The 24,293-nt window shown below is 65.4% G+C and carries 18 protein-coding genes; 9 read left to right on the top strand and 9 right to left on the bottom strand.

Features of this window, described 5'->3' with window-relative positions; translation table 11 throughout:
• From QN085_RS10555 to QN085_RS10540, 4 genes are all read left to right on the top strand, one after another.
• Positions 1-1,734: an FAD-dependent oxidoreductase gene (locus QN085_RS10555; protein ID WP_013972109.1), complete on the top strand. Its 1,734-nt coding sequence runs from the start codon at positions 1-3 to the stop codon at positions 1,732-1,734.
• Entirely contained in the window at positions 1,719-2,039 is a 321-nt protein-coding gene (locus tag QN085_RS10550) for an NIPSNAP family protein (protein WP_013972108.1), read from the top strand. The genes QN085_RS10555 and QN085_RS10550 overlap by 16 nt, the downstream gene beginning before the upstream one ends.
• A gap of 39 nt (positions 2,040-2,078) precedes the next feature.
• Positions 2,079-3,758, top strand: coding sequence for an FAD-dependent oxidoreductase (locus QN085_RS10545; RefSeq protein ID WP_023662477.1), 1,680 nt, complete (start codon positions 2,079-2,081; stop codon positions 3,756-3,758).
• A gap of 191 nt (positions 3,759-3,949) precedes the next feature.
• Positions 3,950-5,275 (top strand): MFS transporter, encoded by a 1,326-nt coding sequence (locus QN085_RS10540; RefSeq protein WP_041506081.1) that lies wholly within the window; start codon positions 3,950-3,952, stop codon positions 5,273-5,275.
• 287 nt (positions 5,276-5,562) lie between these two features.
• On the opposite strand, the gene QN085_RS10535 is transcribed toward QN085_RS10540, so the two are convergent.
• From QN085_RS10535 to QN085_RS10525, 3 genes are all read right to left on the bottom strand, one after another.
• On the bottom strand, positions 5,563-6,378 hold the full coding sequence (locus QN085_RS10535; RefSeq protein WP_023662478.1) for a sugar phosphate isomerase/epimerase family protein: 816 nt from the start codon (positions 6,376-6,378) through the stop codon (positions 5,563-5,565).
• Between the two features lie 17 nt (positions 6,379-6,395).
• A complete protein-coding gene (locus tag QN085_RS10530; RefSeq protein ID WP_023662479.1) occupies positions 6,396-7,448 on the bottom strand; it encodes a Gfo/Idh/MocA family protein in 1,053 nt (350 codons plus the stop codon).
• Positions 7,449-7,588: 140 nt separating this feature from the next.
• Complete coding sequence (locus QN085_RS10525; protein ID WP_023662480.1) at positions 7,589-8,365, bottom strand: IclR family transcriptional regulator; 777 nt, start codon at positions 8,363-8,365, stop codon at positions 7,589-7,591.
• A 194-nt stretch (positions 8,366-8,559) separates the two neighbouring features.
• Between QN085_RS10525 and QN085_RS10520 the strand changes: the two genes are divergently transcribed.
• Entirely contained in the window at positions 8,560-10,272 is a 1,713-nt protein-coding gene (locus QN085_RS10520; protein WP_041506082.1) for an FAD-dependent oxidoreductase, read from the top strand.
• 214 nt (positions 10,273-10,486) lie between these two features.
• On the opposite strand, the gene QN085_RS10515 is transcribed toward QN085_RS10520, so the two are convergent.
• From QN085_RS10515 to QN085_RS10500, 4 genes are all read right to left on the bottom strand, one after another.
• Positions 10,487-13,372 carry an HD domain-containing phosphohydrolase gene (locus QN085_RS10515; protein ID WP_041506083.1) on the bottom strand — a complete coding sequence of 962 codons (2,886 nt, stop codon included), beginning with the start codon at positions 13,370-13,372 and terminating at the stop codon, positions 10,487-10,489.
• A 318-nt stretch (positions 13,373-13,690) separates the two neighbouring features.
• Positions 13,691-15,184 carry an aldehyde dehydrogenase gene (locus tag QN085_RS10510; RefSeq protein WP_041506084.1) on the bottom strand — a complete coding sequence of 498 codons (1,494 nt, stop codon included), beginning with the start codon at positions 15,182-15,184 and terminating at the stop codon, positions 13,691-13,693.
• Positions 15,185-15,375: 191 nt separating this feature from the next.
• Entirely contained in the window at positions 15,376-16,758 is a 1,383-nt protein-coding gene (locus tag QN085_RS10505; protein ID WP_013972099.1) for an aspartate aminotransferase family protein, read from the bottom strand.
• A gap of 42 nt (positions 16,759-16,800) precedes the next feature.
• Positions 16,801-17,643 carry a helix-turn-helix domain-containing protein gene (locus tag QN085_RS10500; protein WP_023661532.1) on the bottom strand — a complete coding sequence of 281 codons (843 nt, stop codon included), beginning with the start codon at positions 17,641-17,643 and terminating at the stop codon, positions 16,801-16,803.
• A 281-nt stretch (positions 17,644-17,924) separates the two neighbouring features.
• Between QN085_RS10500 and QN085_RS10495 the strand changes: the two genes are divergently transcribed.
• The 3 genes from QN085_RS10495 (at position 17,925) to QN085_RS10485 (ending at position 22,745) form a co-directional block, all read left to right on the top strand.
• Positions 17,925-19,304 carry an APC family permease gene (locus QN085_RS10495; RefSeq protein WP_023661531.1) on the top strand — a complete coding sequence of 460 codons (1,380 nt, stop codon included), beginning with the start codon at positions 17,925-17,927 and terminating at the stop codon, positions 19,302-19,304.
• A 262-nt stretch (positions 19,305-19,566) separates the two neighbouring features.
• The gene (locus QN085_RS10490; RefSeq protein ID WP_041506085.1) at positions 19,567-21,147 is read left to right on the top strand and encodes an aldehyde dehydrogenase (NADP(+)); all 1,581 of its coding nucleotides are present in this window, start codon (positions 19,567-19,569) and stop codon (positions 21,145-21,147) included.
• A 224-nt stretch (positions 21,148-21,371) separates the two neighbouring features.
• Positions 21,372-22,745 carry an 8-oxoguanine deaminase gene (locus QN085_RS10485; RefSeq protein WP_013972095.1) on the top strand — a complete coding sequence of 458 codons (1,374 nt, stop codon included), beginning with the start codon at positions 21,372-21,374 and terminating at the stop codon, positions 22,743-22,745.
• Between the two features lie 60 nt (positions 22,746-22,805).
• Here the strand turns inward: QN085_RS10485 and QN085_RS10480 are convergent, their stop codons facing one another.
• Positions 22,806-23,297, bottom strand: a complete 492-nt coding sequence (locus QN085_RS10480; RefSeq protein WP_023661927.1) for a GNAT family N-acetyltransferase — start codon at positions 23,295-23,297, stop codon at positions 22,806-22,808.
• A gap of 286 nt (positions 23,298-23,583) precedes the next feature.
• On the opposite strand from QN085_RS10480, the gene QN085_RS10475 reads away from it, so the two are divergent.
• Positions 23,584-23,952, top strand: a complete 369-nt coding sequence (locus tag QN085_RS10475; protein WP_041506086.1) for a hypothetical protein — start codon at positions 23,584-23,586, stop codon at positions 23,950-23,952.
• Between the two features lie 161 nt (positions 23,953-24,113).
• Here QN085_RS10475 and QN085_RS10470 read toward each other — a convergent pair whose 3' ends face one another.
• On the bottom strand, positions 24,114-24,260 hold the full coding sequence (locus QN085_RS10470; protein ID WP_023662626.1) for a DUF2986 domain-containing protein: 147 nt from the start codon (positions 24,258-24,260) through the stop codon (positions 24,114-24,116).
• Positions 24,261-24,293: the final 33 nt, after the last annotated feature.

Below are 24,293 nucleotides of genomic sequence, written 5' to 3'. Positions count from 1 at the left end.
ATGCCGACACATGAACATGCGCAACACAACTTTGACCTGGTCGTGCTGGGCAGCGGCGCCGGTGGCCTTACCGCTGCCGCCACCGCCGCCCGCCGGGGGCTGAAAGTGCTGGTGGTGGAAAAGGCCGAGCACTTTGGCGGTACCTCGGCAATTTCCGGTGGGGCGGTGTGGCTCTATGGTACTGATCAAGCCCGCGCCGCTGGTGCGGTGGATTCCCCCGAGGCCATTCGCACCTACCTCAGGCAGGTCATCGGCGACGGCTATGACCCCGCGCTGGTCGACGCCTTCATCGAGCATGGCCACCAGGCGCTGCGCTGGCTGGAGCAGAACACCGAACTGCGCTACGCCCTGCGCCCGCATTCGCCGGACTACTACCCGGACGCCCCCGGTGCCACCCAGTTTGGCCGGGCGCTGGAGATGGTCGAGTACGACGGCAGGCAGCTCGGCCCGCACTTCAAGGACCTGCAGATGCCGCCGCCCGGCATGTTGCTGTTCGGCGGCATGATGGTCAACCGCGTGGATATCCAGCACTTTCTCAGTATTCGCCGCTCGCCCCGGTCGCTTTGGCATTGCCTCAAGCTGATGGCGCGTTACGCGCGGGACCGCCTGCATCATCCGCGTGGCACCCGCCTTACCACCGGCAACGCCTTGATCGCCCGCCTGGCCAGCAGCGCCTTCGCCCATGGCACCCAGCTGTGGTTGCGCAGCGAAGCCCTGGAGCTGATCGTCGAACGCGGCGTGGTCACCGGCGTGGTGGTGCAACGCGAAGGGCGCCGTGAACGGGTGCTGGCCCGGGGCGGTGTGGTGTGCGCCATGGGCGGGTTCGCTGCAGGCGCGCTGGCCGACAGCTACCGGCCGGCCCGGCAGGCGCCGCACCTGACCATGTCACCGCCCAGCAATGACGGCGCTGCCCTGCGCCTTGGCCAAGCCGTGGCCGCTGCCCAGGGTGAGGGTCTGGTGGCCAACTTCTTCTGGGCACCGGTTTCGGAACTGCGCCATGTCAGTGGCGAGCGTGAGCGCTTCCCGCACCTGGTCACCGACCGCGCCAAGCCGGGGGTGATCGCGGTGGGCCCGGACGGGCGACGCTTCGTCAACGAGTCCGATTCCTACCACCACTTCGTGCAGACCATGTTCGCCAAAGGCATCGCCAGCTGCTGGCTGGTCTGCGATGCCGAAGCGATGAACCGCTACGGCCTGGGCCTCGCGCGGCCAAAGCCGGTGGACAACCAGGCGTTGATCCATGCCGGCTACCTGCACCGCGCCGCAACAGCGCAGGCACTGGCCAAGACCATTGGTGTCGACCCACAGGTATTCATGCAGACCCTGGAGCAGTTCAACGCCGACGCCCGCAACGGCATCGACCGCGCGTTCGGCAAAGGCGGCAACAGCTACAACCGCTACATGGGCGACCCGCAACACACGCCCAACCCATGCCTGGCGCCGCTGACCAGCGGCCCGTTCTACGCCATCCGCATCCACACCGGCGACCTTGGCTCAGCCCGCGGCCTGGTGACCAACGCCCAGGCCAACGTGCTGAACCGCGATGGCCAGCCGATTGCCGGGCTTTATGCAGTGGGCAACGACATGAACTCACTGATGAAAGGCACCTACCCCGGCCCCGGCATCACCTTGGGCCCCGCCCTCACCTTCGGCTGGCTCGCTGCCAACCACATCGCCGCGCGCCTGCAGGCGCCAACCACCCAAATGGAGACCCCAGCATGTACTACGAACTGAGAACCTACACCCTGGACCCACTGAAAATGGCCGACTGGCTGAGCCTGTACCAAAGCCACGCGCTGGAGGTGCAAAGCGAGCATCTCGGTAACCTGGTCGGCTTTTTCACCAGCGAGTTCGGCGAGGTCAACCAGGTGGTGCATATCTGGGGCTATGCCAGCCTCGACGAACGCATGGCACGCCGCGCAGCCATGGCAGCGGACCCCCGTTGGGCAGAGTTCTCAAGGCGCAATCGCGAGCTGGGCGCGGTGCTGCGCTTGCAGTCGCGAATGCTGCGGCCCACCGGCTTTTCGCCGCTGCAGTAAAACTAAAACCTTCCTCCAATGCCTGAGCGGAACCCCACGATGCAACCCCTCGAATGTGACGTACTCGTCATCGGCTCCGGTGCCTCTGGCCTGGCTGCCGCCGTTACTGCCGCCCATCACGGCCAGCAGGTGATCGTCGCGGAAAAAGCCAGCCAACTGGGCGGCACCAGTGCCTGGTCGGGGGGCTGGCTGTGGATACCGCGCAACCCGCTGGCCATTGCAGAAGGCATCGTCGAGACCGACGATGCCCCGGAGCGCTACCTGCGCGGGCAAACCCACGTCAGCGAACTGGACCCGCGCCAGCGCGCCTTCCTGCATTATGGCCCGGAGATGGTGGCGTTCTTCCAGCAACACACCGCCGTGCAGTTCCAGTGCGGCAGCCGCATGCCCGACATGCGCGAGGGCGATGGCAGCACGCGCGGTGGTCGTTCGCTGTGCGCCCTGCCATACGACGGGCGCCTGCTCGGGCCCTGGCTGCACAAGCTGCGCCCACCGCTGGACATCGTCAGCCTGGCCGGCATGGGCATTGCCGGCGGCGCCGACATGGCCGCCTTCTTCAACGCCACACGCTCGCCCACGGCCGCGCTGCATGTGGGCAAACGCCTGCTGCGCCATTGCCGCGATCTGCTGCTGCACCGCCGCGGCCTGCAACTGGTCAATGGCAACGCCCTGGTGGCACGGCTGCTGCGCAGCGCCTTGGACCTTGGCGTGACGCTACTGACCGACAAGCCGGCCAGCCGCCTGCTGGGCGAAGGCCGGGTCAGCGGCGCACAGTTTGCCGACGGCCAGATGATCCACGCCCGCCGCGGTGTGGTGCTGGCCTGCGGTGGCTTTGCGCATGATCGCCAGCGCATCGCGCAACTGATGCCGCATGCGCCGGACGGTACCCGGCATTACTCCGCAGCCCCCAGGGAAAACAGCGGCGACGGCCTGCACCTGGGCGAACAGGCCGGTGGCCTGGTCCAGGCGACCACGGCCCATGCGGGTGCCTGGGTACCTGTGTCGCGGGTGCCGCGCAGCGATGGCAGTTTCGGCCATTTCCCGCACTTGGTCGATCGCGCCAAACCCGGCTTCATCGCCGTGCGCCGCGATGGCCGGCGCTTCGTCAACGAGGCCGATTGCTACCACGACTTCATGAACGCACTGTTCGCCGCCACGCCAAAGGGTGAAGCGCCGGAAGCCTGGCTGATCTGCGACCATGCCGCGCAACGTCGCTATGGTATCGGCTGGGCCAAGCCCTTCCCTTTCCCCACCCGTCACTATCAACGCTGCGGTTACCTGCACAGCGGTCGCACGCTGGAGGAACTGGCGCAGCGCTGCGGGATCGACGTCGAGCAGTTGCAGCGCACGGTGGACGGCTTCAACCGCCATGCAGCCCAGGGTGAAGATCCGCTTTTCCGGCGCGGTGTATCGGCCTACAACCGGGCGCAGGGCGAGCCGTCGCAAGCCCCCAATCCGTCGCTGCGGCCACTGCTGCACGGGCCGTTCCACGCAGTGAAACTGTTGCCAGGCAGCCTGGGTACCTTCGCCGGCCTGGGCACGGATGCCTCGGCCCGGGTACTGGACCGCAATGCGCGGCCGATCCCCGGGCTGTATGCGGTGGGCAACGACATGCACAGCGTGATGGGCGGGCACTACCCGAGTGGCGGTATCACACTGGGGCCGGGGATGACATTCGGTTATCTGGCTGGTAGAGCGTTGAGTACCTTGACCACCTGAATTCACGTTGCCCCTTGCCTCGCCCGCAGGCCCAACGCAACCGTTCGGTAACCGAACACTAGCCCCTCCCCTTAATTGACGCTGCCGCCTTCACTGCTCACCATGCACCGGCCTTGCGTGCCCCCTGCCTGGGAACTGGTCACGTACTCGTAGCACCGCAGCTGAATACAATTTCAAGAATCGAGCAGTTTATGAACCACTCCAAGATCACCCCCGCCGCCCCCCGGATGCCCCAGGGTTCGATCGGCGACAAGCTTCGCGGCGCCTTCGGCGTCGGCAAGACCCGTTGGGGCATGCTCGCCCTAGTGTTCTTCGCCACCACCCTGAACTACATCGACCGTGCCGCGCTCGGCATCATGCAGCCCGTACTGGCCAAGGAAATGAGCTGGACGGCGATGGACTACGCCAACATCAACTTCTGGTTTCAGGTCGGCTACGCGGTCGGCTTCCTGCTGCAGGGCCGGCTGATCGACAAGGTCGGGGTGAAGCGCGCGTTCTTCTTCGCCGTGCTGCTGTGGAGCCTGGCCACCGGCGCTCACGGCCTGGCCACCTCGGCCGCTGGCTTCATGGTGTGCCGCTTCATCCTCGGCCTGACCGAGGCCGCCAACTACCCGGCCTGCGTGAAGACCGTGCGCTTGTGGTTCCCGGCTGGCGAGCGGGCCATCGCCACCGGCCTGTTCAATGCCGGCACCAACGTCGGCGCCATGGTCACACCGGCCCTGCTGCCGATGATTCTGGCCGTGTGGGGCTGGCAGGCCGCGTTCATCGCCATGGGCAGCCTGGGCCTGGTGTGGGTGGTGCTGTGGGTGTTGAAGTACTACAACCCTGAAGATCACCCGCGCGTGCGCCAGAGCGAGGTGGAGTACATCCAGCAGGATGAAGAGCCCGAACCAACCCGCGTGCCGTTCAGCCGTATCCTGCGCCTGCGTGGCACCTGGGCCTTCGCGGTGGCCTACGCGATTACCGCACCGGTGTTCTGGTTCTACCTGTACTGGCTGCCACCGTTCCTCAACCAGCAATACAGCCTGGGCATCAACGTGACCCAGATGGGCATCCCGCTGATCATCATCTGGCTGACGGCGGACTTCGGCAGCATCGGCGGCGGCATCCTGTCTTCCTGGCTGATCGGCCGTGGCGTGCGCGCGACCACCGCGCGGCTGGTGTCGATGCTGATCTTCGCCTGCACCATGGTCAGCGTCACCTTTGCCGCCAACGCCAGTGGCCTGTGGGTCGCGGTGGCGGCCATCTCGCTGGCGGTGGGTGCGCATCAGGCATGGACGGCGAATATCTGGAGCTTGGTGATGGACTACACGCCCAAGCACCTGGTGAGTACCGTGTTCGGTTTCGGCAGCATGTGCGCTGCGATTGGCGGGATGTTCATGACGCAGATCGTCGGTAGCGTGCTGACCGCTACCAATAACAACTATGCCGTGTTGTTCACCATGATCCCGGCGATGTACTTCCTGGCGCTGGTGTGGATGTACTTCATGGCGCCGCGCAAGATCGAGAGCGCCTGAACGCGCTGACCATTTTCCTCTAGGGGCCCTTGCGGGCCCTTTTTTTGATCAGTCCGATGAACGCACTGTGTGGGGTCGCGCCTGAGTCAAGACATGCGCTGTACCTGTGGGAGCGGCTTCAGCCGCGAAGAATCCAACGCGGTGCCTGGCACCGGCTGCGCCGGTGTTCGCGGCTAAAGCCGCTCCCACAAGGGCTTCACAGGGCTCAAGCCATGCGCTGTACCCGTGGGAGCGGGCGTGCCCGCGAACACGGGCGGTAGCCCGTGCCATGCGCCGCGCTCTATCAATCAGACTCTGGCCAACACTGCCATGGCCTTCTCCAGCGCCATGCGCGCACGCTGTTCGCCGCTCATGCCCTGTTCCAGCAACTGCCGTGTGGGGATCTCCAGGCTCAACGGCACATTTGGCGGCAAGCCGCGCAGCAGGCCGACCAGATCGGCATCGCCCTCGCCCGGGAAGCGCCGCTCGTTGCGTGCCTGACGCAGGATCTCTTCCATCTCGGCCGGCACCGGGCCGGCAACGTCGCACAGCTGGGCATAGCGCATGCGCTGCGGTGCCAGTTGCGCCAGATCGTCCAGCGAAGAACCGGAGCGGTTGAAGTGGAAGGCATCCACCAGCACACAGCCATTGGCACGGTCAGCGTTGGCCACCACCCGCATGGCCTGGCGCAGATCACGCACATCAGTCCAGGGCATGAACTCCAGATGCGGATGGATGCCATACCCCACCGCCAGGTCACACAACGCAGCAAAGCGCTCGGTCAGCCGCGCTTCATCCGGGTCGTTGCCAGCCACCAGCAGCTCCGTGCCGCCCAGCTCGGCGCCCACCGCCAGGATCGGCTCGAAATCGGCGACACAGGTTTCCGGCTTCAGCCTCAGGATCTCCAGGTCGAGCACCTTGATGCCCGTGTCGCGCAGGCGCGCCTGGGTCTGCCGGCGCAGGCCGGCATCGGCCACCAGCGGGAAATGCTGCTCCTGCTCGGTGGCGGGCACCAGGCGCAGGCCAACGTGGCTGTAACCGGCGCGGGCTGCTGCCTCGACCATGTCCGGCGGGGACAGCTCGAGTACCGTCAGCGCTGCCAGAGAGAAAATTCGATCAGTCATTATCGTCACCCGACAATTCAAGCAATGTGCTCGGGCACACAGGCCCGGCCAGTTTCCGCTGCCTGGCGGATCGCCTCGATCAGCGCCAGGGTACGGCCACCATCGGCGGCATCGATCAGCGGCGCCTGTTCACCCCGGGCAACCCGTACGAAGTGTTGCAACTGCAAGGTCAATGCCTCGCCGGCGGGGATGCTTTCCTCGCTCTGCAACAACGGCGTGTGCCAGCCCGACCCGGCCTCGGCGTAGTGCCAGCGCTTGAGTTGCGGAATGCTCAGCGCCCCCTGGGTGCCGGCCAGGAGGTAGCACGGCTGGCCATCCTGGCGCGGGTAGACCGGGCTTTCGCCGGAGTCCAGCTCCCAGCTCCACGGCGCGGCCACCGCGTCGGAGCCAGTCAGGCTGCCCAATGCTCCATTGGCGAACTGCAGTAGCACCGCGGCGCTGTCCTCGTTGGCAAAACCGCGCACATCGTTGCGGGTGAATGCCTGCACCTGTACCACCTCGCCGCACAGGTGGCGCAGCAGGTCGAGGTCATGGATCAGGTTGGTCAGCAGGAAGCCAGCGCCCGGCTCGCGGCGCCAGGGGGTGTCGAAATAGCTGTCGGGCTTTTGCAACTGCCACAGCGCGGTGACGTTGATCAATCGGCCCAGCTTGCCGTCGGCAATCACCTGGTGAGCCTTGGCGATCAGCGGGTTGTGCCGGCGATGATGGCCGACCAGCACCGGCACATCGTGGCGGCGCGAGGCTTCCACCAGCGCGCGGACTTCATCCAGGTGCACGCCCACCGGTTTTTCGACCAGCACCGGTACACCGGCCTCGACGCAGTCCAGGGCGGTGGCGACATGCAGGTTGTTCGGGTTGGCGACGATCACTGCCTCGGGGCGCGCGTGCTCCAGCATCTGGCGGTGGTCGGCAAAACAGGGCACGCCGCATTCGGCGGCAAAGGCCTCGGCCTGCGGGCCCGGGTCGGCCACAGCGCACAGCTGGGCCTGCGGCACATTCAGCAAATGCTGGTAATGCTGGCGGCCCATGCTGCCGGCGCCGATCAAGGCAATACGAAGGGGTGCGTTCAACAGCCTGTCCTCTTGTCATTGTTGTCATGCGGATTCCGGAATCTGATTCCACAATCCACATTCGACAATTTAGAACCAGGTTCATCTTTTAAGAAGAAGCCGCAGGACAGAGTGTGCGGTAATCGACCGGAAATGCACCTTCAGGCGAACAACTCACTGGCCCGGCTGGCCGCCGATAGTTCCTCTGCCGCCGCCAGCAACAGCGGCGCCAGTTCTGCCAGGCGGCTTTGCGCCAGGCGCGCACTGGGCCCGGCGATGCTCAGCACACCGATCACCTCGTCACTTTGCGGGCGGCGCACCACCGCAGCCAGGGCCGAGGTGCCAATGGCCGAGGTTTCCTCGACCCAGGCATAACCGCGCTCGCGGGCGCGGCGCAGGTAGCTGAGCAACTCGTCGGTGGAGCGCGGCGCATTCGGGCCGAACTGCGCCGGGTCGGCAATACCCTGGCGCAACACCATCTGCAGCGCCTGCTCATCGTCCAGGCTGGCCAGCCAGGCATGCCCGGACGCGGTGTAAAACAGCGGCGCGTCGCGGCCCATGTCCGGGTCATAGCGCAGCCCGGAGCGGGCACCCTGGGACTTGGCGATCCAGGTCTGGCGGGCGCCGTCGATCACGCCCAGACGCACCAGTTCGCCGCTGTCCTGGGCCAGGCGGTCGAGAATCGGCTGAATGATGTCGGCACCGCTGCTGGCCAGGTAGCGGAAGCCCAGCGCCACCAGCTTGGCCGACAGCTGGTAGCGGCTGTTATCCCGGTTCTGCCGCACATAGCCCAGCCGCACCAGTTCGGTGAGCATGCGATGGGTGGCGCTCTTGGGGATATCCAGGCGCTCGGCCAGGGTTTGCAACGGCAGCCCTTGCGGCTCACCGGTAAGGCTTTCTACAAGACTGAAGGCGCGTTCGATCTGACTACCAGCCATGACACAGGTCCCTGAAATTTCTGCGAATTCTAGAAGATGATTCCACACCGCCGATAGCCGCCGCAGCAAGGGCTGCACGAACTGTCCGGTTATCGCCCATTACTTGCCCGGAAGGGCCGCCATACCCTTGCGGGCCGATTCGCTGCCAATAAGAATGTGGAACCTTGTTCCAATAACAATACAGGAATCCCGCAATGCCTTCCGCTCCCTACGAAACCGAATGCGATGTGCTGGTCATAGGTTCTGGTGCCGCCGGGCTGGCTGCGGCCGTGACGGCGGCCTGGCATGGGCAGAAGGTGATCGTGGTTGAGAAGGAGCCAGTGTTCGGCGGCGCCACCGCCTGGTCCGGTGGTTGGGCCTGGGTGCCGCGCAACCCGCTGGCACGCCGGGCCGGCATCGAGGAAGACATCGAGCAGCCGCGTACCTACCTGCGCAATGAACTGGGGGCGTATTACAACGCCGAACGCGTCGACGCCTTCCTCGAAGCCTGCCCGCACATGGTGGCGTTTTTCGAAAAGCACACGGCGCTGCAGTTTGCCGACGGCAACGGCATCCCCGACATGCATGGCGACACACCGGGCGCGGCCCAGGGCGGGCACCAGGTGATTGCCGCGCCCTATGACGCCCGCGAGGTGGGTGCGCTGCTGCCACGCCTGCGCAAGACCATGCGCGAAACCTCGTTCATGGGCATGCCGATAATGGCGGGTGCCGACCTTGCCGCGTTCCTCAACATGACCCGCTCGCCCAAGGCCTTGCTGCACGTGTGCAAACGCTTTGGCCGCCACCTGTACCACCTGGCCCGGTATGGCCGGGCGATGCACCTGGTCAACGGCGTGGCGCTGGTGGCCCGCCTGGCCAGGTCGGCACAAGACCTGGGCGTGCGCCTGCAGGAATCGGCGCCGGCCAAACGCCTGCTGGTCGAGGATGGCCAGGTGCGGGGCGCGCTGGTGGCTACACCGCTGGGCGAGCAACTGATCCGTGCCAAGGCCGTGGTGCTTGCGGCGGGTGGCTTCCCCAACGACAACGCCCGCCGCCAGCAACTGTTCCCGCGCGATGCCAGTGGCCATGACAACCTGGCCCTGCCCCCCAAGGGTTGTTCGGGTGACGGCCTGCGCCTGGGCGAGTCGGCCGGCGGTGTGGTCGCTACCGACCTGAAGTCGCCGGTGGCCTGGGCGCCGGTTTCGCGAGTGCCGCACCGCGACGGCAGCGTCGGCCATTTCCCGCACATCATCGAACGTGGCAAACCGGGCATCATCGGCGTGCTGGCCAACGGCAAGCGTTTCGTCAACGAAGCGCATGGCTACTACGACTACGTGTCAGCGATGATCGCGGCGGTGCCGCAGGGCGAAGAGGTGTGTTCGTGGCTGGTCTGCGACCACCGTTTCCTGCGCCGCTACGGCCTGGGCCACGCCCGCCCGGCGCCACTGCCGGTGTGGCCGCACGTGCGTAGCGGCTATCTCAAGCGGGCTGCCACCCTCGAGCAGTTGGCCCAGGCCTGCGGCATCGACCCGGTAGGGTTGCGCGCCACGGTCAGCGACTTCAACAACCATGCCCGCAACGGTCAGGACCCGGCGTTCGGCCGAGGTTCCACACCGTTCAACCGCAAGCAGGGTGACCCGCAGCACAAGGGGCCAAACCCTTGCGTGGCGCCTATCGAACATGGTCCGTTCTATGCAGTGAAGGTGCAGCCCGGCTGCTTTGGCACCTTTGCCGGGCTGCGCACCGACGGGAATGCCCGGGTGCTGGATGAAGCTGGGCAGCCGATTGCTGGCCTGTATGCGGCGGGTACCGACATGGCCAGCGTGTTTGGCGGCTGGTATCCGTCGGGTGGTATCAACCTGGGCCCGGCGCTGACCTTTGGCTATGTGGCCGGGCGGCATATTGCCGGGGCGCAGGGGTATGAATGAGGTGAGCGGGTCACTGATGGCTGTGCCCTGTGGGACTGCTGAAACATCTCGAGTGCCTGAGCCGGCCCTTTCGCGGGTAAACCCGCTCCTACAGGATCCTGTAGGAGCGGGTTCACCCGCGAAGAGGCCAGCCCTGGCGACACTTCAATAAAGCCTTACTGCAAAGTGCTGGGCCCATTGGCCTACAAGGAAGGGGCTGAATCTGATTTTTCGCTCAAGCCGGGCAACGCATCTGCCCCAGCCAGTACGCCACGTCCACCTCGTCGATCTGCTCGGCACGCAGGAACCGCTCGGCATACTGGCGGTACACCCCACTGCTGAGGAACAGCTCCAGCAACTGGCCGTCGATGTGCCCGCCGCGGGCCATGCCCACCAGGATCTTCACCGACTCGGACAAGGTCTTCGGCGCCTTGTAGGGCCGGTCGGCCGCGGTAAGCGCCTCGAAGATGTCGGCAATGGCCATCACCCGCTCGGCAATGCCCAGGTCCTGCTTGCCCAGCCTGCGCGGGTAGCCGCTGCCGTCCATTTTCTCGTGGTGGTTGCCAGCGATGTCCGGAACCCGCTTGAGCTGGCGAGGGAACGGCAAGGAACTGAGCATGATGATGGTCTGCACGATGTGTTCGTTGATCTTGAAGCGTTCCTCGTCATTCAGCGTGCCGCGGCGGATCGCCAGGTTGTACAGCTCGCCGTAATTGCTGGCACAGGCCGGCAGGCGCATGTCGAAGCCCCAGCGGTTGCGCGGGTCGTCCTTGGCCACCGGCGGCTTGCGGGGGCCCCAGGGTACGCAATGCTCGGGGCGGTCGGCCAGCAGTGGCTCGTCAACCGGTAGCGCAGGTGGAGGCACGTCGGCAAAGCGCTCCAGCTCATCACGGGAGATGCCCAGGCGGTTGTCGAAATGGCGCTGCCAAAGGCGCTGGCCAATCTGCTGCAGGCGCTCGATGTCGGCGTCCTGCATGAACTCGCCGCCGATGTTGGCCTGGGCGACGAAGGCGAAGTCGTCCTGCAGCTGCGCCTGGCTGCGCACCAGGGTGGCTTGCAGCGCCTGCCGGTCGCCACCGCTGGCCAGGCCTTGCCAATAGGCCAGCTCGGCATCCCGCCAGAGTACCTCGAAACGCATGCGTACCTCGTGGATACGGTTGTACAAGGTTTCCAGCTTGGTCGCCTTGTCCACCACATACTCGGGGCTGGTGACCTTGCCACAGTCGTGCAGCCAGGCCGCGACGTGGAATTCGTAGCGTTCAGCCGCGGTCATGTTGAAACTGGCGTACGGGCCGGTTTCAGCCGCCACCGCCTGGTCCAGCAGCATCTGCGCCAGTTGTGGCACCCGCTCGCAATGGCCACCGGTATAGGGGCTCTTGGCATCGATGGCATCGGCCAGCAACTTGATCATGGCATCCAGCAGGCGTTGCTGGGCTTCGGCCAGCTGGCGCGTCTCGATCGCCACCGCCGCCACCCCGGACAGTTCCGCGACAAAGCTGCGCAACGGCTGGCCTGCCTGCTCGTGTACATGTCCATCGCCCAGTTGCAGGATCAATATGCCCAGCAGCGCCTGGCTGCGGTCATTCAGCACCAAGGCCAGGGTGCCCTCATGCAGGCCGAGGGCCTGGCTCACTGCCGTGGCCAGGTGCTGCTGGGCAGTTTCATCCACGGCCAGCTCGCCAGGGTACTGCTCGCCATGGCAGGCAGCGGCCAGGCGCAGCAAGGCGTGTTCGGCATCGAACAGGTAAACCACGCCGGCACTGCCCCCGGCGGCTTCCACCAGATGGGTCAACACACCGTCGAGCATGCGTTCCAGGTCGCGCTCGCTGCTGAGTGTGAGGGTAATCGCCTGAAAGCTGCGGATGGTGCCGGACATGCGGCTAAGCACGCGGCTCAGCTCGCGCACTTCGGATACCCGCGAGCGCACCCCGACTTCGCGGCTGAAATCAAAGCCGGCCAGGCCTTGTACCTGTTCAGCCAGCAACCGCAACGGGCGGCCGATACGCCGGCCGAGCACACCACCGAGCACCAGCAGCACGCTTATCAGGGCAGCGGTCCAGAGCAACTGTTCGAGCAGTACCTTGCGTGCACCGGCCAGCAACTCATGGCCTGGCACGGCAATCAGCACCTGCAGGTCCTGCCCGGCCAGGTTGGTCAGTTGCACACGCATGCCATACCAGGTCTGCCCGTCCACCTGATAAGGCTGCGGCCGGGGGCCTTGCGGCAGGTCGGCGTAAAGGTGCTCCAGGCTGGGGATGCCCAGTTCGGCGATGCGCGACAAGCGCACGGCCTGCCCTTCGTGCACGATTACCCGCTGCAGGTCCGGGTAGGCCACCACGCTACCCTGGTCGTCGATCACGACGATCTCGGTGCCGGGGGTCATGCGCAGGCCCTGAGTCTCACTGGCCAGGTCGTCGACCGAAACGTCCATGCCGATCACCGCCCCGCCGTCGAGGCTGCGCTGGGCCATGGTCAGGCCGATCTCGCGGGTGGTGAAGAACACATAGGGGTGGGTCAGCACGGTGGTGGGCTGGGCACTGGCTTCGACAAACCATGGGCGCGTGCGCGGATCGTAGCGGTATTCAGGCTTGGCCTGGGCTTGCAGCAGGTTCAGCGAGCGGTCGTAGAAGCGCCATTCACCCTGCACCGCCCCGCCCTCACGGCTGACGCTCTGCACCAGAAATACCGTGCCCGGCGGCGCAGCGAAACGCTGCAGCAACTGCGGGTCACGCAAGCGGCGCACCAGCAGGAACTCACCACTGGGGTAACCCATGTAGGCAGCACTTAGCATGCGGTTGGCGTCCAGCGTCTCGACCAGTTGCGGCAAGCGTTCCAGGCGCTGAGCCGGGGTTTGCGCGGCCGGGTTGTGGGCCAGCAGGCGGATACTGCTGTGCACGGGGTCGATCAGGCGCCGGGCGCGCTCGTCGATGGTCTTGCCTATTTGCTGGGCAGAATCACCCGCTGCGGCCACCAAGGTCTGACGAATGCCGTGATAGCCCTGCCAGGCCAGGGCGGCGCCGAGCAGCAACATGCCCAGCACGATGGCGAGTGCCACCAGCCACTGCAGTGAAATGCCACGTCCGGCGTTGCCAGCAGCACGACCATTCGACACGCAGCCCATCTCAGGTACTCCATGTATGGCGGTTTGACGGGGCAGCCAGGACGATCATGCAGGCAGAAGCCATTCGCAGGCAGCGAGACGGGGGGGCGTGGCGGCACATAGCCCTGCCCTATCTTGGCAGCAGTGTAGAGCGGACCCGAGCTTTCTGCCGGGTTGGCAAGGAAAATTAACGGAACGCCATGAATGATCCGGGTACCGCGTCGCCTGCTTCGCGGGCTTGCCCGCTCCCACAGGGACCGCGCAGCACCGCAGCCAGTGCAGTACCTGTGGGAGCGGGCGAGCCCGCGAAACAGGCGACGCGGTGCAAGATCGGATGTATCAGGCGCGCAACTGGTACCAGGTGGTCTTGAGCTGTGAATACTTGTCGAACGAGTGCAGCGACAGGTCGCGGCCAAACCCGGACTGCCTGCCACCGCCGAACGGCACCGTCACATCCAGCGCATCGACCGTGTTCACCGACACGGTGCCGGCCTTCAACGCCCGTGCCACGCGGTGCACCTGGTTGAAGTCATCGCTCCACACCGACGCCGCCAGCCCATAGATGCTGTCGTTGGCCAGGCGCACGGCCTGCTCTTCACTGTCGAAGGCACTGACCGCCAGCACCGGCCCGAATACCTCTTCCCGCGCCAGGCTCATACGGCCATCGACACCGGCAAAAATGGTCGGCTCGATGTAATTGTCCGAGCCGTCGATGGTCAGGCGCCGGCCACCACACACCAACCGCGCGCCATCCTGCCCGGCGCGGGCGATGGCGGCTTCGATCCGGCCGGTCTGCCCGGCATCCACAATGGCACCGGCACGGCTCGCCGGGTCCAGCGGGTTGCCTGGCAGCCACTGACGGGCCTTGGCCTGCAGGCGCTCGATGAACTCGTCATGGATGGAGCACTGCACGTACAGCCGCGAGTTGGCCGAGCACACCTCACCCTGGTTGAAGAAGATACCGAATGCCGCCTTTTCCGCAGCCAGGTCCAGGTCCTGGCAGTTTTCGAACACCAGGTTGGGGCTCTTGCCGCCGCACTCCAGCCATACCTGCTTGAGGTTGGACTGTGCCGAGTACTGCATGAAGTACTTGCCCACCTGGGTGGAGCCGGTGAACACCAGGCAATCCACGTCCGGGTGCAGGCCCAGCGCCCGCCCGGCCTGCTCGCCCAGGCCCGGCACCACGTTCAGCACGCCTTCCGGCACACCGGCCTGCAGCGCCAGCTGGGCCAGGCGCAGGGCCGAGAACGGTGATTGCTCGGCGGGTTTGAGCACCACGCTGTTGCCGGCAGCCAGCGCCGGGGCGAGCTTCCAGGCGGCCATGTCGAGCGGGAAGTTCCACGGCACCACGGCGGCGACCACGCCGAGGGCTTCGCGGGTGATGGTGGCCAACGCGTTGGGCGCGGTGGGTGCCACCTGGTCGTACAGCTTGTCCAGCGCCTCGCCATACCAGGCGAACACCTGCGCCGAGCCCGGCACGTCGATGTTGTAGGCGTCCATGACCGGCTTGCCCATGTTCAGCGAGTCGAGCAGGGCCAGTTCTTCACGATGGGCCATGATCAGCTCGGCCAGGCGCAGCAGCACTTTCTTGCGCTCACCCGGGGCCATGCGCGGCCATGGGCCTTGCTCGAAAGCCCTGCGGGCGCTGGCGACGGCCAGGTCGACCTCGGCCTGACCGCAGGCGGTGACCTGGGCCAATACCTTGTTGGTGGCGGGGTTGATGGCGGCGAAGGTGGCGCCGTCCTGTGCGTTGACGGGCTTGCCGTCGATCAGTGCATTGGCCGGGAGGTAGAGGTCCGAGGCACGTTGTTGCCAGAATTCGAGGGTGTACATTTGTACTCCAGGCGACCGTCGTGGCGGTCTCTCTGTTGCTCGTAAGGTGCAGTGTCGATACAGCGCTGGGGGAGCGGGTTCATCGAGGCGTCGAACCGCCGCGAACACCGGCGAAGCCGGTGCGATGCACAGCGTCGCATTCTTCGCGGGTGAACCCGCTCCCACAGGGGCTGCGGAGCGCTCACAGGTTTTTAGAGCTTGCCGACCAGGCGCGCCGTGCGGTCCACGGCAATGCGGGTCTTCTCTACCAGCTCATCCAGCTCGCTGTGGTTGGCGATCAGTGCCGGCGCCATGATCATCCGGCCCAGGGTGGAGCGAATGATCACCCCTTCCTCGAAACCGAAGGTGCGGCACTGCCAGGCCAGGTCGTTCTCGTTGGCAAAGCGCTTGCGCGTCGGCTTGTGCTCGGCGAACTGCAGCGCCGCCACCAACCCGGCACCCTGCACCTGGCCGATCAACGGGTGGTCGGCGAACACCTCGCGCAGGATGCGTTGCAGGTACGGCCCGGTGTCTTCCTTCACCTGGCGCACGATGCCTTCGTCACGCAGCGCCTTCAGGTTGGCGATGGCCACCGCCGCCGCCACCGGGTGGCCGGAATAGGTCAGGCCGTGGGCGAACACCCCGCCCCGCTCCACCAGCGCCTCGGCAATGCGCTTGCTCAGCACCAGGCCACCCATGGGCACATAGCCGCTGGTCAGGCCCTTGGCGATGGACAGGGTGTCGGGCTCGAAGCCGAAGTACTCGTGGGCGAACCATTCACCAGTGCGGCCAAAGCCGCCGATCACTTCATCGGCGCACAGCAGCACGTCGTACTGGCGGCAGATGCGCTGGATCTCGGGCCAGTAGCTTTCCGGCGGGAAGATCATGCCGCCCGCGCCCTGGAACGGCTCGGCGATAAAGCCGGCGACGTTCTCGGCCCCCAGTTCGAGGATCTTCTCCTCCAGCTGCAGCGCGCAGCGGCGGCCGAACTCGGCCGGGGTCAGCTCGCCGCCCTCGGCGTACCAGTACGGCTCATCGATGTGCGCCACATCCGGGATCAACCCGCCCATTTCGTGCATGAACTTCATGCCACCCAGCGCCGTGGCCGCCAGGGTCGAGCCGTGGTAACCGTTCCAGCGGCCGATCATGATCTTCTTGTCCGGCTGGCCGACCACCTGCCAGTAGCGGCGCACGGTACGGATCAGCACCTCGTTGGCCTCGGAGCCGGAGTTGGTGTAGATCGCGTGGCTGTAGTGCCCCGGCAACAGGCTGAACAGCAGCTCGGACAGTTCGATCACCGCCGGGTGGGTGGTGTGGAAGAACATGTTGTAGTAGGCCAACTGGTCCATCTGCGTGGCAGCTGCGGCTGTCAGGTCGCGGCGGCCGTAGCCGAGCTGGGTGCACCACAGGCCGGACATGCCGTCCAGGTAGCGCTTGCCCTCGCTGTCCCACAGGTGCAGGCGTTCGCCACCGACGATCACTCGTGGCCCTTCGGCGTTCAGCGCCTTCTGGTCGAGGAAGGCATGGATGTGGTGCGCGGCATCGGCTGCCTGATAGTCACGGGTCTGGCGTTGCGGGGCGAAAGGCGCATTCATTGTTGGTTTTCCTTTGCGGTGGGGTTGCAGGGTGGCTTGCGCTCAGCGCAGCTTGCCCATGTAGCTTTCCAGCGGGTCCTTGCCCAGCACGCCCTGGGCATTGGCCAGCGCGTCGATGAACAGGGAGAACAGCTCGGACTGGGTGCCGATGTCGAGCTTGGCGTAGACGTTCTTGCGGTGTGACTTGATGGTGTCCTCCGACACCCCCAGGCGCTCGGCCAGCGACTTGGTCGAGTGGCCACGCAGGATCAACTGGGCGATACGGCATTCACGCTCGGTCAGCAGCGAGCTGCCGAAGTTGTTCAGCGCCGCGTGGATGCGCTGCTCGAGGATGTTCTCGAAGCGCCCGGCGCGGCTGTCCAGCCCGGCGAAATGCTTGCCGAGCACCGCCAGCACCCAGGGCGTGATACGCGCGAACAACGCACGGGTTTGCCCATCGAGCTTGTCGGTGAACGCCAGCGATACTGCCAGGCTCTGCCCGGGCGCGACCTGCAGGATGTAGTTGAGCTCATCCTCCAGGTGCGAGTGCCGGTAGAACGACTGGTAGTACTCGCTGACCTCGAAGTGGTCGGGCGCCACTTCGAACAGGCCGTAGCAACCGGACTCGACCTGCTCCACACAGGCGCCGTAGAACGGGTCGAGCAGATAGAAGCCGGACAGGTAGCGGCTGACATTGCCCTCGGGCTGCCAGGGCGCCTTGTCGTCCTGCTCGAACAGCGCGCTGGGCATGCCGTCGTGCGGGTACAGGTACACCGTGGTCGCCTGGATCGGCCGGATCACGCCAAGCGCAGCAAACAGGGTGGCGGCAAAGCCCGGTCGGCCGATTGCCTCGGTGACCTTGGCCTGGTGCTCGAACCACTGTTGCGAAAGCAATTGATCAGTCACTGTGGGTCTGCCGTCTCAAGTAAAGGCACCGCCGCCAGTGCGGTGCGTCGTTGGCCAGATACTCCCATGGCACTGCAAACACCGAAATCACCCTTTGGGGTGAGCAGGCAAAGCCCCCTGCCGGCTCACCCCAAAGGGTGATTCCGGGTACCGGTGGGGTGTGGGAGCATCAACCCGCCCCAGCGCTGCGAGCCACCCGCTCGACCTCCTTGCACAACACCCACCGGTATCGAGCCCGCTCGCATACCGCGGCGTCCTGCATCCCTTTCCAGGAGTTAGCAATGCATACAACAACAAGTACAGCCCAAAGCCCTGCACATAGCCCGTCGCAACCCACCGCCAGTAACGGCCGTTTCCGCAAGTCCATGGGGCTGCCCGCCCTGGTGCTGTTCGGCCTGGCCTACATGGTCCCACTTGCAGTATTCACCACCTATGGGCTGGTCACCCAGATGACCAAGGGGCACCTGCCCATCGCCTACCTGCTGACCCTCGCCGCCATGCTGCTGACCGCCTACAGCTACGGCCGCATGGTCCAGGCCCACCCCTACTCCGGCTCGGTCTACACCTACACCCGCAAGGCCTTCGGCAGCCACATCGGCTTCATCGCCGGCTGGACCCTGCTGCTCGACTACATCTTCCTGCCGCTGCTCAGCTACCTGCTGATCGGCATCTACATGTCGGAGTACTTCCCGGCCATCCACGCCTGGGTGTGGGTGGCGGGCTCCATTGCCCTGGTCACCTTCCTCAACCTGATCGGCATCGAGTCGATCACCCGGGTGAACTGGATACTGGTGGTGGTGCAACTGGTGTTCATCGTCGTGTTCGTCGCCCTGTCCATCCACAACCTCAGCGGGCAGGCGCAGCCGGTGTCGCTGCTGGCGCCGTTCCACCACGAAGGCTTCAGCGTGCCGTTGATCATGACCGGCGCCGCCGTGCTGTGCCTGTCGTTCCTGGGCTTCGATGCGGTCTCGACCATGGCCGAGGAAACCAGCAACCCCACCTACCGCATTCCCGTGGCGATCCTCGCCGTGTCGCTGATCGGCGGCATGTTGTTCCTGGTGGTGTCGTACTGCGCACAGATGGTGTTCCCTGACTGGGGCAGCTTCGCCGACCCGGACTCGGCGTCGGTGGACGTGATGCGCCGGGTCGGCGGCGAACTGCTGGTGACCGCCTTCACCGCCACCTACGTGGCCGGCTGCTTCGCCTCGGCCATGGTGTCCCAGGCCAGCGTGTCGCGAGTGCTGTTCGCCATGGGCCGCGACGGTGCGTTGCCCCGCGCGTTCGGCCAGCTGGTGACGAAAAAGCGCGTACCGGCCACGGCCATCCTGCTGGTCAGCCTGCTGTCGCTGATTGCCTTGGTGATCAGCCTCGACACGGTGGCCAACATGATCAGCTTTGGCGCGCTGTTCGCCTTCTCGGCGGTGAACCTGGCCGTGGTCAAGCACTACCTCATCGACCAGAAGCTGCGTGGTGGTCGCAACTACCTGCTGTATGGCGCCATTCCCGGCCTGGGCTTTCTCAGCACGCTGTGGCTGTGGAGCAGCCTTACCAGCCTGTCGTTCACCATCGGTTTGTGCTGGATGGGCATGGGCCTTGTGGTGCTGCTGGGGCTTACCCGCGCGTTCCGGGTGAAGCTGCCGGAGTTGCAGATGGCAGAGTGACTTACGCGCTGTCGAGCATTTGCGCGGTCCCTGTGGGAGCGGGTTTACCCGCGAATACCGGCGAAGCCGGTGCCATACACCGAGTCGCCTGCTTCGCGGGTGAACCCGCTCCTACAGGGGGCCGTGCATACGATAGAAACTTTTGAAGAAGGCCGTTGCGATAACGATCTGTTATCACCTGATCCGCATTAATCATTATTCAGCATGCGTTTCGCCCCCTACAGTCCCAGCCCATCGACTGTCATTGCCAACGGGAAACGAAATGTCCATCGAACATCGCCTGAACCACATCGCCGGCCAGCTCAGCGGCAACGGTGAAGTGCTGCTGAACAGCGTCGACGCCCACACCGGCGAGCCTCTGCCATACGCCTTCCACCAGGCGACCAGCGACGAAGTCGATGCCGCCGTGCAGGCCGCCGAGGCTGCCTACCCGGCCTACCGTAGCACCAGCCCGGCACAGCGCGCCGCCTTCCTCGACGCCATCGCCAACGAACTGGACGCACTGGGCGATGACTTCGTCCAGCATGTGATGCGCGAAACCGCTCTACCCGAGGCACGCATCCGCGGTGAGCGTGCCCGCACCAGCAACCAGCTGCGCCTGTTCGCCGATGTGGTGCGCCGTGGCGATTTCCTCGGTGCGCGCATCGACCGTGCGCAGCCCGAGCGCACCCCGCTGCCACGCCCGGACCTGCGCCAGTACCGCATCGGCGTCGGCCCGGTGGCCGTATTCGGTGCCAGCAACTTCCCGCTGGCCTTCTCCACCGCCGGCGGTGATACCGCCTCGGCGCTGGCGGCCGGCTGCCCGGTGGTGTTCAAGGCCCACAGCGGGCACATGCTGACCGCTGCCCACGTGGCCGCGGCCATTGACCGCGCGGTGGCCGGCAGCGGCATGCCAGCAGGTGTGTTCAACATGATCTATGGCGCCGGCGTGGGTGAAGCACTGGTCAAGCACCCGGCCATCCAGGCGGTCGGCTTCACCGGGTCGCTGCGTGGTGGTCGCGCCCTGTGCGACATGGCGGCTGCGCGCCCGCAGCCGATCCCGGTGTTCGCCGAAATGAGCAGCATCAACCCGGTAATTGTCCTGCCCCAGGCCCTGCAGGCCCGTGGCGAGCAGGTAGCCGGCGAACTGGCCGCCTCGGTAGTGCTGGGTTGCGGGCAGTTCTGCACCAACCCGGGCCTGGTGGTGGGCATCAAGTCGCCGCAGTTCGAACGCTTCGTGCACACGCTGGTGGCGCGCATGGCCGACCAGGCGCCGCAGACCATGCTCAACGCCGGCACCCTGCGCAGCTACCAGAGCGGTGTGCAGCACCTGCTGGCGCACCCTGGCATCCAGCACCTGGCCGGGCAGCCACAAGCCGGCAAGCAGGCCCAGCCGCAGCTGTTCAAGGCGGACGTGAGCCTGCTGCTGGACAGCGACCCGCTGCTGCAGGAAGAAGTGTTCGGCCCGACCACCGTGGTGGTGGAAGCGGCCGATGCCCAGCAACTGGCCGAAGCGCTGCGCCACCTGCAAGGCCAGCTGACGGCCACCCTGATTGCCGAACCGGACGACCTGCGTGCCTTTGCTGCGCTGGTGCCGCTGCTGGAGCGCAAGGCCGGGCGCCTGCTGCTGAACGGCTACCCGACCGGCGTAGAGGTATCGGACGCGATGGTGCATGGCGGGCCATACCCGGCCACCTCCGATGCCCGAGGCACTTCGGTCGGTACCTTGGCCATCGACCGCTTCCTGCGCCCGGTGTGCTTCCAGAACTACCCGGATGCGCTGCTGCCGGAGGCGCTGAAACGTGCAAACCCGCTGGGGATTGCGCGATTGGTGGATGGTGTTGCCAGCCGTGGCGCGGCTTGATCTGACATTGAGGTAGCCTGTACTGGCCTCTTCGCGGGTAAACCCGCTCCCACAGGTACTGCACAGTGCTTGAATTCTGTGTAGTACCTGTGGGAGCGGGTTTACCCGCGAAGAGGCCGGCACAGGACCATCAGCCCTGTATACAATCCGCAAAAACCTTGCTTACAATGCCATGCGCCTATGACATCGGTAATCGCCGATGCGTATTGCGACAGGCTTAAGCCATGTCATCTACAAATGCTCCAAGAACGCTACTGGTCAAAAACGCCGAACTTCTGGTCACCATGGACGGCGAACGCCGCGAGATCAAGAACGGCGGAATGTTCATCGAAGGCAACCTGATCCGTCAGGTCGGCCCCAGCGATACCCTGCCACAGCAGGCCGACGTGGTGCTGGACATGTCCGGCAAGGTGGTCATCCCGGGCCTGGTCAACACTCACCACCACATGTACCAGAGCCTCACCCGCGTGGTGCCGGCGGCCCAGGACGGCGAACTGTTCAACTGGCTGACCAACCTGTACCCGATCTGGGCACGCCTGACCCCCGAGATGATCGCGGTGTCGACCCAGACCGCCATGGCCGAACTGATCCTGTCCGGCTGCACCACCTCCAGCGACCACCTGTACATCTACCCCAACGGCTGCAAGCTCGACGACAGCATCCATGCCGCCGACGAGATCGGCATGCGCTTCCACGCCGCGCGCGGCAGCATGAGCGTGGGCCGCAGCCAGGGCGGACTGCCGCCTGATTCGGTGGTGGAGAAGGAAGCCGACATCCTCAAGGAATCCCAGCGCCTGATCGAGGACTATCACGACGCCAGCCACGGCTCGATGCGCCGCATCGTGGTGGCGCCCTGCTCGCCGTTCTCGGTCAGCCGCGACCTGATGCGCGAAGCAGCCGTGCTGGCGCGCCAGTACGGGGTGTCGTTGCACACCCACCTGGCCGAGAACGTCAACGACATCGCCTACAGCCGCGAGAAGTTCGGCATGACCCCCGCCGAATATGCCGAAGACCTCGGCTGGGTCGGCCACGACGTGTGGCACGCCCACTGCGTGCAACTCGACCAGCATGGCATCGAGCTGTTCGCCCGCACCGGCACGGGTGTCGCCCACTGCCCATGCTCGAACATGCGCCTGGCCTCGGGCATCGCCCCGGTGCGCAAGATGCGCGACCACGGGGTGCCGGTGGGCCTTGGGGTCGACGGTTCGGCATCCAACGACGGCGCCAGCATGATCGGTGAAGTGCGCCAGGCCTTGCTGCTGCAACGGGTGGGCTTTGGCCCCGACGCGATGACTGCGCGCGAGGCGCTGGAAATTGCAACGCTCGGCGGCGCCAAGGTGCTCAACCGCAATGACATCGGCGCACTGGCGCCAGGCATGGTGGCCGATTTCGTCGCCTTCGACCTCGGCCACGTGGCCTATGCCGGTGGCCACCACGACCCGTTGGCGGCGCTGGTGTTCTGCACCCCGACCCAGGTGCACACCAGTGTCATCAATGGCCGTGTGGTGGTGAAGGACGGCCAGCTGGCCACGGTCGACCTGCCACGGGTGCTGGAGCGCCACAACCAGTTGGCACGCCAGCTGGTCAGCGGCGAATAAGCAACCATTCAGGGCCGCCTTGGCGGCCCATCGCCGGCAACGCTGCCGTGTCTTGCGAAATCAGAGGACCATGAGCATCTCATGCCAGGCCATGCCGCCGTGGTCCGACGGCGACGGTTTCACGTACTGATACCCCAGCTTCTGGTACAGGGCCACATGCTGCTCCTTGCACATCAGGTGAATGGTCAGCTTGCCCGCCGCCTTCATGCGTGCGATGAATTCATCCATCAACTGCTTGGCGTAGCCTTTGCCCTGGTACGCCGGGTCAACCACCACCGACATGATCACCACGTTTGGCGCCGCCGGGTCGTGCCCGACCAACTCCTTGAATGCCTCATCGGACATCACCACTTCGTGGGCACAGCCGCTGTTGATGAAACCGACGATCTCGCCCGCATTTTCCAGCACCAGGAAGCCCTGCGGATACTGCGTGATGCGGGTGCGGATCTTCTCCAGCGTGGCCGCCTCGTCGCCTTCGTAGGCACCGATTTCGATGGCATAGCAGCGTTCGGCATCGGCGGCTGTGGGGGTGCGAAACTGGGGGGCGCTCATGGCGGGTTTCCTTGGTAATGGGCAAAAACAACCGCCATGGTAAATGAGCGCCGCTGCCACAGGTACAGCTTGTTTTGTGTCGCCATAGGCGCAAAGTGCCCTTTTTTGAAGCGCTGAAGTTCTACAAGTTGTTGCCGCTGCGAACTTTTTCCCGTTTACCGGTCTATGTGGGAGGCACAGAAAGGAAACGGAACGCGAGACTAGGTTCGCCCGACACCTGCTGGCCTGATGGCTCAATTGTTATCAGAGGTTGGCTTCGCTCATGAAAATACATGTCGCAAGGTTGATGCTGCTCGGCCTGTTCTCGTTCGCGGCGATGGGCACGGCATCGGCAACACAGATGAAGGCGCCCGCAGTGGCTGCCCCGGCGGTTCAATCATCGTTGCAGCCTGCCGGCAACCCCTGGTCCAGGGTGGCCAGTGTGGCCGATCAACAGCCAGCCACGTTGCTGGCCCACGATGACGACCGCTGGCATGACCACCGCAGCGACTGGCGCCGCGAACAGTGGCGCCGCGAGCAGGCCCGCCGTGATTGGGAGCGCCGGCGAGACTGGGAACGCCGACGCGACTGGGAACGGCGCCGCGACTGGGAGCACCGCCATGAGCGGGCCATGCACCACCGCTACAACGATGACTACCGCTACTATCGCCGTTGATCGTTGATCCGCAGTTGGCACGCTTGATGTGGGAGCGGCCTTGTGTCGCGAAAGGGCTTCGCAGCAGCCCCAGCATTGGTTGCCGTAATGCTGGAACCAGGGGGCCGCTCTGCGGCCCGATCGCGACACAAGGCCGCTCCTACAAGGTCCGCGTCAGCCAGTCAGGTGGGGGTATCCCCCGCAGCCTCGGCCTCCATCTTCAAACGGTCGGCCTTGCAAATGTACTTGGGCTTGCGCGGCGCCAGCTTGGCACTGGCCTTCTTGGCGTGCGCCTGCAGTAGCTGCTTGATCTTCTTGCGACGGTTCATTCTCACTCGACCTGTCAGTCCGGTTTGGCTGAA

Source organism: Pseudomonas sp. M2(2023), assembly GCF_030263955.1.
GTDB lineage: Bacteria > Pseudomonadota > Gammaproteobacteria > Pseudomonadales > Pseudomonadaceae > Aquipseudomonas > Aquipseudomonas asiatica.
The sequence above is the reverse complement of the archived record's forward strand: the minus strand, read 5'-3'. Positions and strand labels throughout refer to the sequence as shown.

What these genes read in the sequence shown, in the direction of transcription:
- QN085_RS10555 (WP_013972109.1), top strand. Translation starts at nt 1, where the DNA reads ATGCCGACACATGAACATGCGCAACACAACTTTGACCTGGTCGTGCTG.
- QN085_RS10550 (WP_013972108.1), top strand. Translation starts at nt 1,719, where the DNA reads ATGTACTACGAACTGAGAACCTACACCCTGGACCCACTGAAAATGGCC.
- QN085_RS10545 (WP_023662477.1), top strand. Translation starts at nt 2,079, where the DNA reads ATGCAACCCCTCGAATGTGACGTACTCGTCATCGGCTCCGGTGCCTCT.
- QN085_RS10540 (WP_041506081.1), top strand. Translation starts at nt 3,950, where the DNA reads ATGAACCACTCCAAGATCACCCCCGCCGCCCCCCGGATGCCCCAGGGT.
- QN085_RS10535 (WP_023662478.1), bottom strand. Translation starts at nt 6,378, where the DNA reads ATGACTGATCGAATTTTCTCTCTGGCAGCGCTGACGGTACTCGAGCTG.
- QN085_RS10525 (WP_023662480.1), bottom strand. Translation starts at nt 8,365, where the DNA reads ATGGCTGGTAGTCAGATCGAACGCGCCTTCAGTCTTGTAGAAAGCCTT.
- QN085_RS10520 (WP_041506082.1), top strand. Translation starts at nt 8,560, where the DNA reads ATGCCTTCCGCTCCCTACGAAACCGAATGCGATGTGCTGGTCATAGGT.
- QN085_RS10515 (WP_041506083.1), bottom strand. Translation starts at nt 13,372, where the DNA reads ATGGGCTGCGTGTCGAATGGTCGTGCTGCTGGCAACGCCGGACGTGGC.
- QN085_RS10510 (WP_041506084.1), bottom strand. Translation starts at nt 15,184, where the DNA reads ATGTACACCCTCGAATTCTGGCAACAACGTGCCTCGGACCTCTACCTC.
- QN085_RS10505 (WP_013972099.1), bottom strand. Translation starts at nt 16,758, where the DNA reads ATGAATGCGCCTTTCGCCCCGCAACGCCAGACCCGTGACTATCAGGCA.
- QN085_RS10495 (WP_023661531.1), top strand. Translation starts at nt 17,925, where the DNA reads ATGCATACAACAACAAGTACAGCCCAAAGCCCTGCACATAGCCCGTCG.
- QN085_RS10490 (WP_041506085.1), top strand. Translation starts at nt 19,567, where the DNA reads ATGTCCATCGAACATCGCCTGAACCACATCGCCGGCCAGCTCAGCGGC.
- QN085_RS10485 (WP_013972095.1), top strand. Translation starts at nt 21,372, where the DNA reads ATGTCATCTACAAATGCTCCAAGAACGCTACTGGTCAAAAACGCCGAA.
- QN085_RS10480 (WP_023661927.1), bottom strand. Translation starts at nt 23,297, where the DNA reads ATGAGCGCCCCCCAGTTTCGCACCCCCACAGCCGCCGATGCCGAACGC.
- QN085_RS10475 (WP_041506086.1), top strand. Translation starts at nt 23,584, where the DNA reads ATGCTGCTCGGCCTGTTCTCGTTCGCGGCGATGGGCACGGCATCGGCA.
- QN085_RS10470 (WP_023662626.1), bottom strand. Translation starts at nt 24,260, where the DNA reads ATGAACCGTCGCAAGAAGATCAAGCAGCTACTGCAGGCGCACGCCAAG.